Below are 14,355 nucleotides of genomic sequence, written 5' to 3'. Positions count from 1 at the left end.
GTGTGGCCTAAACCGCCTGAGAAATCCGCCGCAGCGCATCGCTGCGCAGGGTGTCTGCATTGCCCATCAGGGTGTTCGTCCGCTCGTACGCGCGCTGCACGTCGATCAGCCGGGTCATTTCCCGGATCGGGTTGACGTTGCTTAGCTCTAGCGAGCCTTGGATGACCTGCGTGCCTTGCGCTGCTTGCGGGGCTGGGGCCCCTTCGGGCGCGGTCAACATGTTAGAGCCGATGCGCGCGTAGCTTTGGATGTCGGGGATGTTGAAGACGCCGATCTTGTCCAGCGGCCCGGTGCCGATGCCGGAAATCGTGCCGTCGTCGGAAATGCTGATCTCTCCGATACCTTCGGTCGGCAGGACGATGGGCGCGCCGCCTTCGTTCAGGACGCTTGCGCCTGACATCATGACCAGATTGCCCTGCGTATCGAGCGTAAAGCTGCCATCGCGGCCAAAGGCTTGTTGACCTTCCGGCGTGCGATAGCTGAACCAGCCTTCGCCGTTCAAGGCCACATCAAGCGGATTGCCCGTCTGAGACAGCGCCCCGGCCTGTGTGTCGATGTAAGACCCGCTATCATTTACAAATGAAGCGGCGTCTTGCCCGATTGGTACGTTCTTTTGCAGATAGCTTTCAAACACCACATGCTCGCCCTTGTAACCGGCGGTGTTGGCGTTCGCGATATTGTTGGCCGTGATGTCGAGCTGCCGTTGCAGCGATGACGCCAAGGACAGGCCGATATAGCTGCTTTCACTCATGGTTGGCCCTACAATATCAAATATAGCATGGATTGTTGTTAGAATACGTGCAACATGGGATGGTTAATTGCAAGTATAAACTGCGTTTGTTCATCTATATATGCGAATACTGTGCTCTATCCTTGTTGCGTCATGGCTGTTGGCCGCCCCTGTGGCGGGTCAACCTGCGACAGCGTTCGGTGATCTGAATTTGTCCAAATGGGGGGCGCGGGATCTTTTGATCGAACGGCGCGCGTTGATGGTCGCGTTGTCTGCCCTGGCAGTTGCTGATCAGGGGCCGCTTGAAAAAGCAGAGCGCGCTGGCATCTATCTTGATCTGGCAGAGCTTCACTTGGCGCAGATGTTGCGGGCGGAAGCGTCGGATTATCTGTTGGCGATCAAGCCAGACGAATTAGATGCGCCATCAATGGCGCGGTATCATAGCATCCGGCTTTCGCTAGACCTTCTAGGGTATGACTCGGATTTGGGGTCAGCGATTGCCCAGTCAGAGGGGTGGAGCCAAGGTGCGGCCTTGCGCGTCGCCGCGATGGCGCGGATGGATTCGGATGTGTCCAATGAGTTGCCCGCCGCCGTCGCGGGACTGCCAACGCTGTCTAATGCAATCGCCGCCGCTATTCTGCCCGACCTGCTTGAGGCGGCGCTCGCGGCTGACAATTGGGACGCTGCAAAAGAGCTGGCGTCCTATTTTTCGGACCATCCAGAGCTGCGCGATTCAGCTGCCTACCGGTTCCTATTGGCGCGCGCGTCAGAGCTGTCGGGTGATCTGCTGACGGCCTTTGATGGCTACGCCGAAGCCGCGCAGGGGCGCGATGTTTACGCCCACCGGGCGCGGCTGGCGATTGTAGAGTTGGGCTTGCGCACTGAAACCTTGCCGCTGCAGGACGCCGTTGCCTTGCTGAAAGCGGCGCGCTGGTCTTGGAGCGGCGATGCTTTTGCTAAGCAGGGCACGGCACTGTTGGCGCAATACGCTGCTGAACTGGGCGATATGCAGGCCGCGCTGTGGGCGTTGCAGCGTGTCATGACGACGGCTGATGCCCCGGCAGAAGCGGAACAAGCCCGGCAGCATGCGCTTTCTGTGATCAGCGATTTTTACAGGGCAGGGGCCGCAGGCGACGTGTCTTTGGACGCCTTTCTGGACGGGCACGCCGCCATCATGACCCGCTGGGGACTAGAAGAGGGCGTCGTCGAGAGCGCCTTTGCCCTGCCGCAGTCGCTGCTTGATACGGGCATGACGGCCCTTGCCGCACGCGAGTTTCAGGGGCTGCGTGCGGTTGCTGAAAGTGCGGATAGTATGGGCCAGTCCGTGCTTGATCCTGCCTTGATCAACCGTTTGCGCCGTAGTGAAGCAGAGGCGTTGCTGGCGGGCGGGCAGGCGGATGCGGCGGTTGATCTGCTGATCAGCTTTGGCGATCAGCAAGAAGCCGACCCCCAAATGAAGCGGCTGCTGATCCAAGCCCTGAGCAAGGCAGGCCGGTCGGATGAGTTGGCAGAGTTGCGCGTTCTCGCACTGGATATCGATTCGCGCCGCGGCCGCGCGGTGGCGCTTTATGAAAGCGGCAGTTGGAGCGCGGCGCAGCAGGCGCTGGACGGGCTATGGAAAACCTATCCCGCGCAATTCACCTTTGCTGATGCCACGCGGCTGACGTTGGCGGCCTATCAGATGGGCGACATGGATACGGTGCGCCGCACCGCCACCGCCTTTCCGTCGCTGACTGATCTGCCCGGTTGGGAAGAGCTTGCAACGGGCTTGCTAGAAGGGGCGCCTGACGCGGCACTTCTCAGCACCGAAATGATGCGGCTGAGTATGGATAACGCTGATCGTGTCCTAAACACCGTCACAGAAGTCCGCGAAGGATCGGTGGACCAGTGACATTTATGACGATGCAGAAAAGTTTATCCTTGCTAACTATTCTTGATAAAGTGTTACTAAAGTATAAACCAAGAATAACACCAAAAAGACGGAAGTAAGTCATGAGCATTACCAGCGCCCTGCAAACCGGGGTCAGTGGGTTGCAGGCCAACTCCTCCAAGGTTGAAAACATCTCGAGCAATATCGCGAACGCGAATACTGTCGGCTATCGCCGTACGTTTTCCGAGTTTGTCACGCAGAACACCAACAGCACGCAGGCTGGTGTTTTGTCGACAACCCGCGCCGATGTGTCGTCGAACGGTAGTCTGGTCAGCACCGGACGTTCGACTGATTTGGCGGTGCAGGGCGATGGCTTTTTCGTGGTGTCACGGAATGTGAACGATCCCGTCGAATCAAACTACTATCTGACCCGCGCGGGTTCTTTCACCCCGGATCAGAACGGCAACCTGCGCAACGCCGCAGGCTATTTCCTAAGCGGCTTTCCGACCGACGCTGCTGGCGCGACAGGGGCGGTCAGCAGCACCGGCTTTGGCGATCTGAGCACGGTCAATATTGCGAGCTATCAAATCCCCGGTGCCCCCAGCACAGAAATCGGTGTGTCCGGTAACATGCCAGCGCAAGAAACGGGCCTTGCCACGCCAAGCGCGCCGTTCGTGTCGACCATGCGCTACGTCAACCAGTTGGGCGGATCGGAAAAGCTGAATCTGTCTTGGCAGCCTAGCGCGACGCCTAACCAGTGGACGGTGAACGTCGCTGATGACGCCGGAACGAACTACGGCAGTGCCACCGTGAATTTCAACGACAGCGGCGCGAATGCGGGCAGCCCGGCCAGCTATGTGTCGAACGGTCTGCCGATGGACCCGGCCACTGGCACCGTGAACCTGACCATCAACAATGGCGCGGCGCCGCAGCAGATCAGTATTTCGCTGGGCGCGCCGGGCAGCTTTGACGGTATGACGCAGTTTGCAGGCGACCAGACGCCCGCCGCCTTTACCGACGACGGCACAGAAACTGGCAGCCTTGTGCGCGCCGAGATGAGCGATACGGGCGTGCTGTACGGTGTTTTCGACAACGGGCAGCGCCGCGCTTTGTTTGAAATCCCGGTGGCCAATGTCACCAACCCCGACCAGATGCGGTCCGTCAACGGCAACGCCTATATTGCGACGCTCGAATCCGGATCGGTGACCTTGAACAAGGCGATGTCGAACGGCGTGGGCAGCGTCAGTAGCGGTGTGTTGGAAGGGTCAAACGTCGATATCGCGCAAGAGCTGACTGATCTGATCCAGACCCAGCGCGCTTATTCGTCGAATGCCAAGATCATCACGACCAGCGACGAAATGCTGGACGAAACCCTGCGTATCAAGCGCTGATCCGGAACGTTTGAATGAGCATCTCCTCTGCCTTCAACTCTGCCAGCAGCGGCCTGCGCGTCACCGAGGCGCGGGCGGATATGGTCGCGAGCAATATCGCGAACGCATCCACGGCGGGTTATACCCGGCGCGAGGGCACGCAGGTCAGCAGCGGCGGAACAGGCGGGCAGACGGTCGATCTGCGCATGGCGCGGCAAGTCGACGAACGGCTTGCGGCGATGTCGCGCGGCGCCAGTGCGCAATTGGGACAGGCCAATGTTACCGGCGAAGTGCTGCGTGGCTATCTGTCGACTTTGGGCGATATCGGCGACGAAATCTCTCCTGCGGCGCGGATGGCGGATTTTCAGGCGGGCCTTGATCTGCTGGCCAACAACCCTTCCAGCGCCTCGGTGCAGGCCGATGTGCTGGCGCGGGCCGATACGTTGGTGCGCAGCTTAAACACGGCGTCAAATGCGCTTGAAAGCAGCCGCACGCAGGCAGCTGCCAGCTTTCAAAGTGCTGCAACGGAAGTCAATTCTGCCCTATCAGACATCGCAAACCTGAATGCGCAGCTGCGCGGGCAAAGCATTGGATCGCCCAGCTTTAGCGGTCTGATGGACGAGATGAACATGCGACTGGATGCACTGGGCAGCCAGATGGATTTCCAATCGCGTTGGGAATCCAGCGGCACCCTGACCCTGTTCACTGCTGGCGGCACCGAGCTTGTTAGCGGGACGGATGCAGCGCGGCTGACGGTCGATACGCAAAGCGGCACGCTTTTCGCTGATGGTACGGATATTACGCCAAACCAACCGGGCAACCGGGGCATCACCTCTGGCCGGATGGCGGGGCTAAGCCAGATGCTGTCCAACGTCATTCCGCAGATGAAGCTGCAGCAGGACGAGCTGGCGCGCGGGCTGGTTGAGAGTTTTCAAGATGCGGATAGCTCGCTGACCGCGGGGCAGCCGGGTCTGTTTACTGATGGCGGCGCGGCCTTTGATCCGGCGCAAAGCGACGGGTTGGCGGGCCGGCTTGGCATCAATGCCAACGTGCGCCCTGAAACGGGCGGTGCCCTGTGGCGTCTGCGGGACGGTATGTCTGCTGCAACGCCCGGCGACGCTGGCGCAACGGCCCAGATTAATGCGTTTATCGGGGCCTTCGATACCGCCCGCCCCATCGCGACAGCGGCCGGGCTGGGCAGTTCGGCGCGTCTGGGCGATCTGGCCTCTAGCATGGTCGGGGCGCAGCACAACATTCGCGTCAGCGCCGATAGTCAGGCCGGGACGGCGTCCATCCGCCTTGCCACGTTTGAGGATGGCCGCAGCATGGTGGAAGGCGTCAATATCGACACCGAACTGCAAAAGCTGCTGGAGATCGAGCAAAGCTACGGTGCCAATTCGCAGGTGCTAAGCAGTCTATCGGACATGATCGACACCCTTTTGAATGCCGTGTGAGATGAACAGTGACTGAAATTTCAAGGTCTGTATCAACAGCACTGCAAAGTTTGCGGATGCGCGAGACGACGAGCCGCTTGGCGGATCAAATCTCTGACGCGTCCAAAGAAGCGACGACTGGCCTTAAGGCGCAGCCGCTTGACGCGCTTGGGCATAAGTCGGCAGACGCCATCGCCATTCGCATGCAAATCGTGCGCAACGACGGGTTTAGTGCGTCCAATGCGCTGCTAGATCGGCGGTTCTTGGCGGTGGAAACATCGCTAGGGTCCATCCGAGAGACGGCGCAGGACGTGCTGGACCAGTCTTTCGTGGCGCTGACCAGCGCAGGATCGGGGTCGCTGTCACAGGTCGCCCGCTCTGCGCTTGATACTTTGATCGAACGTAGCGCGGTCAGCGATTCATCGGGCTTTTTGATGAGCGGCACGCGCAGCGATGTCAGCCCCTTGCAGGGTTGGACCCAGATTAATCCGGGCACGGGCCTGTCGCCCGCCGGGATCGTGGACGATGTCCTAAGCGGCCCGATGACGTCTTTGGCTGATGTGCAGTCCAAGATTGACGCACTGAAAGCCGTGTTTTCCGACACGGACACCGCGAACCCGTCGCGTAATTTCGAGGCGAGTTTCTACAACGGCTCCCCCACGCTTGATGCGAATGGGCAGTCAAGTGCGCAGTTGACGGCGCGGGTGTCCACCACGGAAACGATGGCGCAACCCGCGCAGGCGAATGCCCCCGCGATGCGCGATCTGATGCGCGGACTTGCGATGCTTAGCGCTGTTGATTCCGGCCAGATCACTGACCCGGACGCGCGCGATGCGTGGATCACCGAGGCGCGCAACGCAATCGCAAGCGGCCTGTCCGGCGTGACCGAGCTTGAGACCAACACGGGCCTAAGCCGGTCCCGGCTTGCGAATACAATAGCGACACAGGAAAGCCGGGGCAGCCTGCTGGCCGGCGAACAGTTGCTGCTGGAGGGCGCGGACCAATACGACGCCGCAACCCGCCTGACTCAGCTGCAGAACCAGCTTGAATCCAGTTATGCAGTGACGGCGCGGCTCTCGCGTTTGTCCTTCTTGAATTATTTGTAGGCGAGGGGGCTGATGATGAACGCGGTGCTTAAACTCTTGCTGACCAGCCTTATCGTTGCGCTGGCATTGCCTGCCACGGCGCAGGTGCGGATCAAGGATATTGTGACGGTCGAAGGCGTCCGGTCGAACCAACTTGTTGGCTATGGCCTTGTCGTCGGTCTGAATGGCACCGGGGATTCCTTGCGTAACTCTCCCTTCACCCAGCGCGCGATAGAGGGGATGTTGGAACGCCTTGGCATCGGCAACCTGACCGAAGACCAAATGCGCACAGCCAATACCGCCGCCGTGATGGTGACCGCTGATCTGCCTCCTTTCGCGCGCGCAGGCGCTTCCATTGACGTCGTTGTGTCCTCGCTTGGTGACGCGTCGTCGCTGCGCGGCGGCACCTTGATCGTGACGCCATTGTCGGCTGCAGATGGAGAGATCTATGCCGTCGCGCAGGGCCCAATCGCGGTCGCAGGCTACGCGGCGCAGGGTCTAAATGCCTCTATCGTCGAAGGCGTTCCGACGGGCGCACGTATTGAGAATGGCGCCATCGTTGAACGCGAAGTCGATTTTGCGTTTAACGATTTGGACCGTGTCCTTTTGGCACTGCGCAATCCTGATTTTGTCACCGCCAAGCGGGTCGAAAGCGTCATCAATGCGGAATTGCCGGGCGCTGCCACGGCGATTGATTCACGGACCATCGCGATCGAGCTAAGCGGCAAAGTGTCGATGGTGGAAATGATGGCCTATATCGAACCGCTTTTGGTCGAGCCTGACCAGGTGGCCAAGGTCATCATCGACGCCCGCAGCGGCACAATCGTGATTGGCGCAAACGTCCGCATCGACCGCGTCGCGGTCAGCCAAGGCGGGCTAACGGTGACGGTGCGCGATGATTTTAACGTCAGCCAGCCAGAGTCGTTGTCGATTGGCGGCACCACGGTGATCGTGCCCAATTCGTCCGTCGGTGTTGAAAAGCGCGATGCAAAATTTGCGGTGATTGACGGGTCGGTCAGTCTGCAACGACTGGTGGACGGGTTGAACGCTATCGGCGTCGGCGCAACTGAGACGATTTCGATCCTACAAGCGATCAAAGCGGCAGGTGCCCTGCACGCCGATCTTGAAATAATTTAGGAAGTTTGACCATGGAACTTCCCCCCCCTTCAGCGGCAGCCTTCGCGGTCAAACCGGCCCCCGCGGCCGATAAGAACGCAGCGCTGACGGCCCAGTCGGCCAAGGAATTCGAAGCGATGTTCTTAGGCCAAATGGTCGACGAAATGCTTTCGACCGTAAATATCGGCGAATTCGGCGGGGGCCATGCCGAAGAAACGTGGCGTAGCTTTTTATCCAATGCCATCGGGAAAAGTATCGCTGACCAAAATTCGACAGGCATCGCAAAAGGCATCGAATCGGCGATGCAGCGTTATGGGACAGGACGGGATCTATGACTGATCGACGTAAAGTACTGGTCGCCATTGACGCATTGGGATCGATTCTGCGGCAAGAGATTGCGGCGATTGAAAGCGGTAATTTCGCGCAGGTGGTAACGTTTTCAGCTGAAAAAGCGCGCTTAAGCGCGCTTTTGGAAAAGCAGTTACAAGACGATCCGCAATCGGTTAGCAAAGAGGTCCTGCAGGGGCTGAAAGATTTGATCGTGCGTGATAGTCAGCACCTTCAGCAAGCCCAATTAGTGACCGCAGAGATTATTCAAGAGGTCTCTAATACCCGTAAACGGCATAGCGCGGCGGGGCTTTACGGCCCAAGCGGTGCAAAGCGTGACAATTCTGCAATAGGCCGCACATTGGTCGATAAAAGTTTCTAATCTGCCTCAATTAAGTCTGAATCTTAATTGATGTTGAACGTACGCGGTAAAAGACCGCAGTTGTCAGAATGACGACATGTTAAACTAAGAATAGTCTGGAATATACCATGTCTTCGATCCTCACAAACAACTCCGCAATGAACGCACTGACCACGTTGCGGAACGTGAACTCGAACTTGAACGACACCCAAACCCGTATTTCGACCGGCATGAAGGTCAATTCGGCAAAGGACAACGCTTCCTATTTCTCCATCTCTGAAACGATGAAGTCGGAAAGCGGCATGAACAAAGCTGTTGGCGAAGGCCTGACTTTGTCGAAGAACTCGGTTGCGACTGCACGTCTTGGTGCAGAAACTCTGGTCGATTTGGCCCAGCAGTTTGTTGACCGCGTAGCTTTCGCACAGACCGAAGGTGTGAATAAGGCTGACATTCAGAAAGAGCTGGAATCGCTTTCGGCGCAAATGTCTAACGCTGTGAAACAATCTTCCTTCAACGGCCAAAACCTGATCAGCGATGCTGGCAACGGCAGCACCGCAACGTCAGCTCGTACTGTTGTGTCTGGTGTTAGCCGGAACGGTGCCACCCTAGAAACCACCAACATCAACTTCACAACCACTAATTTGGAAACGGTTGTCACTGGGCCTGGTGCGGCTGCTTCTGACGATAGCTTTGCAAACATCGATGTCTCAGACGCTACGACGACCATGGCGGCTAAGCTTACAGCAGCGAACGCCTTTCTGACTGCTGCAACAGGTGCTGCAACCGATCTGGGCATTGCTGAAAAGCAGATCGAAACGCAGCAAGACTTCCTAAGCAATCTGACCGACCGCCTCGACTCCGGCGTCGGCTCGATGGTTGATGCGGACATGGAAGAAGAGGCCGCACGCTTGCAGTCTCTGCAGGTCCAGCAGCAGCTTTCTACCCAATCTCTGTCCATCGCAAACCAGGCACCGCAGAACATCCTGAGCTTGTTCCGTTAAGCCAATCTGAACGACGAACTCATCTCCGGCCCCCTTGGGGGCCGGAACACTTCCAAAGTCGGGACCGATCACAGCTTGCGGTTGTCAGAATGACAGCTTTAATTTTACTAGAATAGTAAGGAAACTTCGATGTCCTCGATCCTCACCAATACGTCGGCGATGAACGCCTTGTCGACATTGCGCGGCGTTAATGACCGGCTTGGCGAAACGCAAAACCGGATTTCGACCGGCCTTAAGGTGAATTCTGCGAAGGATAACGCTTCTTATTTCTCGATCTCCACCACGATGGATTCCGAGAGCGGGATGAATAAAGCCATTAATAGCGGCCTGACACTGGCTAAAAACTCTGTTTCGACGGGGCGTCTTGGTGCGGAAACAATGGTTGATTTGGCACAGCAGTTTGTGGATCGCTTGGCTTTTGCCCAAACTGAAGGCGTTGACCAAGATGCAATTCAAAAGGAATTGTCGTCGCTGGCCGCTCAGATGAAGACTTCAATTGCACAATCGTCTTTCAATGGCGAGAATCTACTAACGGCTGCAGGGTCGGGTCCAAAAGAAATCGTGTCGGGTGTAAGCCGCTCTGGTGGCTCTTTGTCAACGACTGTCATTAAGTATGACGCGACGAACCTTGAGGCTGTTCAGGCAAGCTTTGAAGCTTTTTCCATCGATAATACGACATCCTCCGCGGATCTGCAGACAGCACTTCAAACTGCCGAAGGTTTCTTGTCGACGGTAACGGGCGCTGCCACCGATCTTGGTATTGCCGAAAAGTCCATTGAGACGCAGCAGAACTTCCTAAGCGAGCTGACCAACCGTCTGGATTCCGGCGTGGGTTCGATGATCGACGCCGATATGGAAGAAGAAGCCGCGCGTTTGCAGTCCCTTCAGGTGCAGCAGCAGTTGGCGACGCAGTCCTTGTCGATCGCAAACCAAGCACCGCAGAACATTCTGAGCCTATTTAAATAAGGTGAAATCGATGCCGGCATCCACTCGGATGTGAGGCTGCCCCGCAAGGCACAACGATAAAAATATAAAAACGAGGCAAAACCTATGAGCTTGGCCGCATATAAAAAGACGATCCGCGAAAGCGAGACACCAAGGCAAATTGAACGCCGTATCCTGTCGCGCGTGACCCACGATTTGACCCAGCGTGGTCAAGGATTTGACGCCGCCGTCGATACCAAAGATCGCCTGGCCATTCTGGCTGGCGGCCTGCGTGATGCGCTGTCCGAAAACCAGCAATTCTGGGCCGCGTTGCGCTATGATCTGGCAGAACCTGCGAACGCGATGCCTGATACGCTTAAGGCATCCCTGATTTCGATCGGGCTTTGGGTCGATCGCCAAACTTCTGCGTTGATGGCGGGGCAGGGTCGCTTGTCTGGTCTGATCGAAGTGAACGTCAACATTGCAGCAGGGCTGTCCGGTCAGGCCGCGCCTGCCGTGCGGGAGGTGTGAGATGTTAAAGCTGACATTGAAGCCGCATGAACGTGTTGTCGTAAATGGTTGCGTCATTCGTAATGGCGATCGCCGTCAGGCGCTGACCGTTGAAAACCGCGCGGATATCGTGCGCGAGTCCGATTTGTTGAAGCCAGAGGCACAGGCTACACCCGTGTCAAAGGTGTATTTCTTGTTGCAGACGGCGTTGATCCGGCCCGAAACGCGTGAACAGGCAATCACGGCGATCCAAAAAGGCCTCGTCGATTTGGCCTGCTGCTTTGGTCCTGAAATGCGCAGCCGGGTGATGGTCGCCGCAAACTATGTTAGCGCGGCCGATTACTACAAAGCGATGAGCGAAATGCGCGTTGTTCTGCGTTATGAGACCGAGCTGATGCAGATGCGCCCCGCACACCGTGTGCAGCCGCAGCAAATGGCGCAGGTATGATCTCTCTCGGGGGGCTTGGAACACAGCTTGGTATCAAGCTGTTCGAGGCAACTCGGGAGAAACAAATTGATCTGGTCGCGCGCGACGCGTTGAGCGCGCGCCAGATTGCCGCTTTTAGTGAACGGATCGGATCGATTGGTTCGGCCAAAGAGCTGATCGCTGATACCGAAGTCTATACCTTCGTCATGCGCGCCTTTGATCTAGAGGCTCAGATCTTTGGTAAGGCGCTGGTCCGCAAGACGCTGGAAAGCGATATTTCCGAGAGTAGCGCCTTGGTAAACCGCCTGACGGATACGAATATCAAAACGATGTACAAAACGCTGGGCTTTGAGCCGGGCGGCGGCGGGAGTGCAAACTTCGCCGACCTTGATTGGCAGTCGGATATGGTTGCCCGATTTAAGGAACGCCTTGTGCTGAATAACGCAGCCGAGGATAACGAAGGCGCGGGTTTAGCCCTTGATTTCAAGGCAAAAGCATCTGGGATCAATACGTGGTTCGACGTGCTAAAAGACGCAGACCTTGGCAAATTTATGCGCCGCGCGCTTAGCATTCCAGACGCCGTCGTTGGCGTTGATGTCGACCGGCAAGCCGAGATTTTTGCGCAAAAATTTGACATCACGAAGCTGAAGGACCCGGCAGAGGTCGACAAGCTCGTGTCGCGTTTTGCCGCCGTTTACGATGTGATCGAAGGGATCAGCACGCAGCAAAATAGCGCGGCGCTGACGTTGATGCAAAATGCCGTATCTGCGGGGCAGGGCGGCAACATTTCGATTATCACGATCGACATCCCGACCATCGGAAAAACGGGCTATAACGCTTACCGGTGACAGGGCGCTAGAACAGCTCTTCATCTTCTTCATCAGAACTGGATGGCAGTTCGATGACGCCTTCGTCTGCAAGGCTTTTGGCATAATCCACCATCGCAGATTGCGCCGTGCGCACGTCGCGGCCGCGCACGGGGCCGGTGGCTTCCATTTCGTCCATCAACATCTGGCGCGAGCGTTGCGGCAGGCAGGCCATCAGGTGATCGCGCAAATCTTTTTGCGCGCCGCGCATAGCAAGCGGCAGGGTGTCACCCTCTAGGCCGCGCATGACTTGCGCCAAATCTTGCATGTTCAGCTTGATCAGATCCTCGAACACAAACATGCGCTGTTTGATCGATTGGAACGTTTCGGGAAGACGGCGATCAAGGGCAACGGCCAATTGTTCGAACGCCTGCACGTCCAGTTTGTTGAATAGATCCGCCATACGTTGATGCGTCTCAGCAGAGCTTTTGTGGACGGTATCGGACATGATATCCTGCTTCAGCGTCTCTTCGATCTGCTGCATCATATGCACCGGGACCGCTTCCATCGCGATCATCCGCTCTGCCACATCCTGCATCCGCTCTGGTCCAAGCAGTGGCAGGACCTTTGCCGCGACGCTGGTGTCGATGTTGTTCAGGATCGCGGCGGCGGTCTGATCGTGCTCGCCCTTCAGATAGTTCGCGATGACTGTCTCGTTCAGCGCGCCAAGGTTGCGCCAGATTTCGTCCTCTCGGGTATTGCTGCGAACGCTTTTGATAATATTCGCGACCTGATCGTCTGGCAAAAACTTGCGCAGCATCGCTTCCGCCGAAGAGATTGATCCGATGACAGACCCCGACCCGCTGACCACGCCGTCGGTAAATTCGCTCAGCACCTCTTCGACGACGCTGGCGGGGATCGGTCCTAGCTTGCTCATCGCCATGGTGACGCGTTCGATTTCGGCGCTGCTTAACTTTTGCATCAGGGCCGATCCGGCCTCTTCGCCAAGGCACAGAAAGGTAATCGCAGCCTTTGTCGGCCCGCGCAGTTTCCTGACGGGGCTTGGCACTTTGCGTCCTTCGGTCTGCGCGTTGGTGGACATCGGGCAATCCTTATCGATGGGGTACGTCAGCCGCCTGCCAGCGGCGCATAACTTTCAATGAGCGATCCGGCCAGCATGTACCAGCCGTCGATCAGTACAAAGAATATGACTTTGAAGGGAAGCGAAATCAAAACCGGCGGTAACATCATCATACCAGCGCTCATCAGGACAGAGGCGACGATAAGGTCGATGGCGACGAATGGCAGGTAGATCAAAAAGCCAATGGTGAAGGCGCGGCGGAGCTCTGAAATCATAAAGGCGGGGACAAGAAAGCGGAACGATGTCTCGGAGGCGGTTTCGGGCAGAACCAAGTCTTCGACCACGTCGTCGCCTAAAGCGATGTTTTGAAACAGCGCATAATCCTGCGGGCGTGTGTTGACGAACATAAATGCCTGAAACGGCTCTGCGATGCGGGCGATGGCCTGATCTTCGGCGAGCGTGTTTTCCAGCAGCGGCACGACACCGCCCTCATAGGCGTCCTCGAACACCGGTTGCATGACAAAGAAGGTCATGAACAGCGCAAGAGACGTCAGAACGATGTTGGGCGGCGTCTGGTTTAGGCCCAACGCCGAACGCAGCATCGACAGCACGATGACGAAGCGGGTAAAACTGGTCATCACGACCAATAGTCCGGGCGCAATGCTAAGGACCGTGGCAAAAACAATGAACTGGATGATCCGGCCCGACAGGTTGGCGTTTTCGTCGCTACCGGGGGCTGCGTTGCCGATGGCATCAGACAGCGTGCTTAGAAAACCGCTGTCCTGCGCGCTGGCCATGCTGACGCCGGGCAGCACAAACATGCTTGCCAGCAGTAAACGGATCACCCACTCGGAACGGAAATGTATAAAATCAGTCAGGGACGTAATCCTTGACGATCTGGGTCAGGGACACGCCAAGGCGATCCTCGCCAACCTTGACCAGATCGCCGCGCGCGACCAGTCGGCCGCTGACCATCAAGTCCACAGGGGCGCCGATCTTGCGGTTCAGCTCAACAATAGAGCCGCGGGTCAGCTCTAGCAGGCGCGAAATCGGCATCCGTGCTTGTCCCAAGACGACCTGCACATCCAGACGGACATTCAGCATCGCATTCATGCCAGCGCCGCCTTCTTCGGGCTGCGCCGCAAGCGCGTTTTCAGTGTCATCGGTATCAAGATGGGGAAAGACCGCGCTTTCGCTGGTAGCGGTTTGGGTCATTTCGGCGGTGTCTTGCGGCGTCATTGGTGTATCCACGTCGTCCGCGTCAGTTTTGGCATGCGCGGCGGAGTCAGCGTCTTTCTGGTCAAGCTTATGCAT

The 14,355-nt window shown here is 57.4% G+C and carries 16 protein-coding genes; 12 read left to right on the top strand and 4 right to left on the bottom strand.

Annotation, left to right across the window (positions count from 1 at the left end; translation table 11 throughout):
• Window positions 1–7 precede the first annotated feature (7 nt).
• Window positions 8–751, bottom strand: coding sequence for a flagellar basal-body rod protein FlgF (gene flgF / locus BM131_RS12575; protein ID WP_090189997.1), 744 nt, complete (start codon window positions 749–751; stop codon window positions 8–10).
• 151 nt (window positions 752–902) lie between these two features.
• Between flgF and BM131_RS12570 the strand changes: the two genes are divergently transcribed.
• From BM131_RS12570 to BM131_RS12515, 12 genes are all read left to right on the top strand, one after another.
• Window positions 903–2,621 carry a hypothetical protein gene (locus BM131_RS12570; protein WP_139222624.1) on the top strand — a complete coding sequence of 573 codons (1,719 nt, stop codon included), beginning with the start codon at window positions 903–905 and terminating at the stop codon, window positions 2,619–2,621.
• Between the two features lie 101 nt (window positions 2,622–2,722).
• The gene (locus BM131_RS12565) at window positions 2,723–3,991 is read left to right on the top strand and encodes a flagellar hook protein FlgE (RefSeq protein WP_090189992.1); all 1,269 of its coding nucleotides are present in this window, start codon (window positions 2,723–2,725) and stop codon (window positions 3,989–3,991) included.
• Between the two features lie 14 nt (window positions 3,992–4,005).
• Complete coding sequence (gene flgK, locus BM131_RS12560) at window positions 4,006–5,424, top strand: flagellar hook-associated protein FlgK (protein WP_090189989.1); 1,419 nt, start codon at window positions 4,006–4,008, stop codon at window positions 5,422–5,424.
• A gap of 56 nt (window positions 5,425–5,480) precedes the next feature.
• Window positions 5,481–6,509, top strand: coding sequence for a flagellin (locus tag BM131_RS12555; protein ID WP_090189987.1), 1,029 nt, complete (start codon window positions 5,481–5,483; stop codon window positions 6,507–6,509).
• A 15-nt stretch (window positions 6,510–6,524) separates the two neighbouring features.
• Window positions 6,525–7,625, top strand: a complete 1,101-nt coding sequence (locus BM131_RS12550; RefSeq protein WP_090189986.1) for a flagellar basal body P-ring protein FlgI — start codon at window positions 6,525–6,527, stop codon at window positions 7,623–7,625.
• 11 nt (window positions 7,626–7,636) lie between these two features.
• Complete coding sequence (locus BM131_RS12545) at window positions 7,637–7,939, top strand: rod-binding protein (RefSeq protein ID WP_090189984.1); 303 nt, start codon at window positions 7,637–7,639, stop codon at window positions 7,937–7,939.
• The gene (locus BM131_RS12540) at window positions 7,936–8,313 is read left to right on the top strand and encodes a hypothetical protein (protein WP_090189982.1); all 378 of its coding nucleotides are present in this window, start codon (window positions 7,936–7,938) and stop codon (window positions 8,311–8,313) included. The genes BM131_RS12545 and BM131_RS12540 overlap by 4 nt, the downstream gene beginning before the upstream one ends.
• A gap of 107 nt (window positions 8,314–8,420) precedes the next feature.
• Window positions 8,421–9,293: a flagellin N-terminal helical domain-containing protein gene (locus BM131_RS12535; protein WP_090189980.1), complete on the top strand. Its 873-nt coding sequence runs from the start codon at window positions 8,421–8,423 to the stop codon at window positions 9,291–9,293.
• A 129-nt stretch (window positions 9,294–9,422) separates the two neighbouring features.
• A complete protein-coding gene (locus tag BM131_RS12530; RefSeq protein ID WP_090189978.1) occupies window positions 9,423–10,259 on the top strand; it encodes a flagellin N-terminal helical domain-containing protein in 837 nt (278 codons plus the stop codon).
• A gap of 84 nt (window positions 10,260–10,343) precedes the next feature.
• Window positions 10,344–10,748, top strand: a complete 405-nt coding sequence (gene flaF / locus BM131_RS12525; protein ID WP_090189976.1) for a flagellar biosynthesis regulator FlaF — start codon at window positions 10,344–10,346, stop codon at window positions 10,746–10,748.
• A 1-nt stretch (window position 10,749) separates the two neighbouring features.
• On the top strand, window positions 10,750–11,175 hold the full coding sequence (locus tag BM131_RS12520) for a flagellar biosynthesis repressor FlbT (RefSeq protein ID WP_090189974.1): 426 nt from the start codon (window positions 10,750–10,752) through the stop codon (window positions 11,173–11,175).
• Window positions 11,172–12,002: a DUF1217 domain-containing protein gene (locus BM131_RS12515; protein ID WP_090189973.1), complete on the top strand. Its 831-nt coding sequence runs from the start codon at window positions 11,172–11,174 to the stop codon at window positions 12,000–12,002. Before BM131_RS12520 ends, BM131_RS12515 begins: the two co-directional genes overlap by 4 nt.
• A 7-nt stretch (window positions 12,003–12,009) precedes the next feature.
• Here BM131_RS12515 and BM131_RS12510 read toward each other — a convergent pair whose 3' ends face one another.
• The 3 genes from BM131_RS12510 to BM131_RS12500 are packed head-to-tail and all read right to left on the bottom strand — an operon-like array spanning window position 12,010 to window position 14,355.
• Window positions 12,010–13,062 carry a flagellar motor switch protein FliG gene (locus tag BM131_RS12510; protein ID WP_090189971.1) on the bottom strand — a complete coding sequence of 351 codons (1,053 nt, stop codon included), beginning with the start codon at window positions 13,060–13,062 and terminating at the stop codon, window positions 12,010–12,012.
• Window positions 13,063–13,088: 26 nt separating this feature from the next.
• Window positions 13,089–13,862 carry a flagellar type III secretion system pore protein FliP gene (gene fliP, locus BM131_RS12505; protein ID WP_090189969.1) on the bottom strand — a complete coding sequence of 258 codons (774 nt, stop codon included), beginning with the start codon at window positions 13,860–13,862 and terminating at the stop codon, window positions 13,089–13,091.
• A gap of 49 nt (window positions 13,863–13,911) precedes the next feature.
• Window positions 13,912–14,355 (bottom strand): FliM/FliN family flagellar motor switch protein, encoded by a 444-nt coding sequence (locus BM131_RS12500; RefSeq protein ID WP_245754233.1) that lies wholly within the window; start codon window positions 14,353–14,355, stop codon window positions 13,912–13,914.

The organism is Loktanella salsilacus (assembly GCF_900114485.1).
Lineage (GTDB): Bacteria > Pseudomonadota > Alphaproteobacteria > Rhodobacterales > Rhodobacteraceae > Loktanella > Loktanella salsilacus.
The sequence above is the reverse complement of the archived record's forward strand: the minus strand, read 5'-3'. Positions and strand labels throughout refer to the sequence as shown.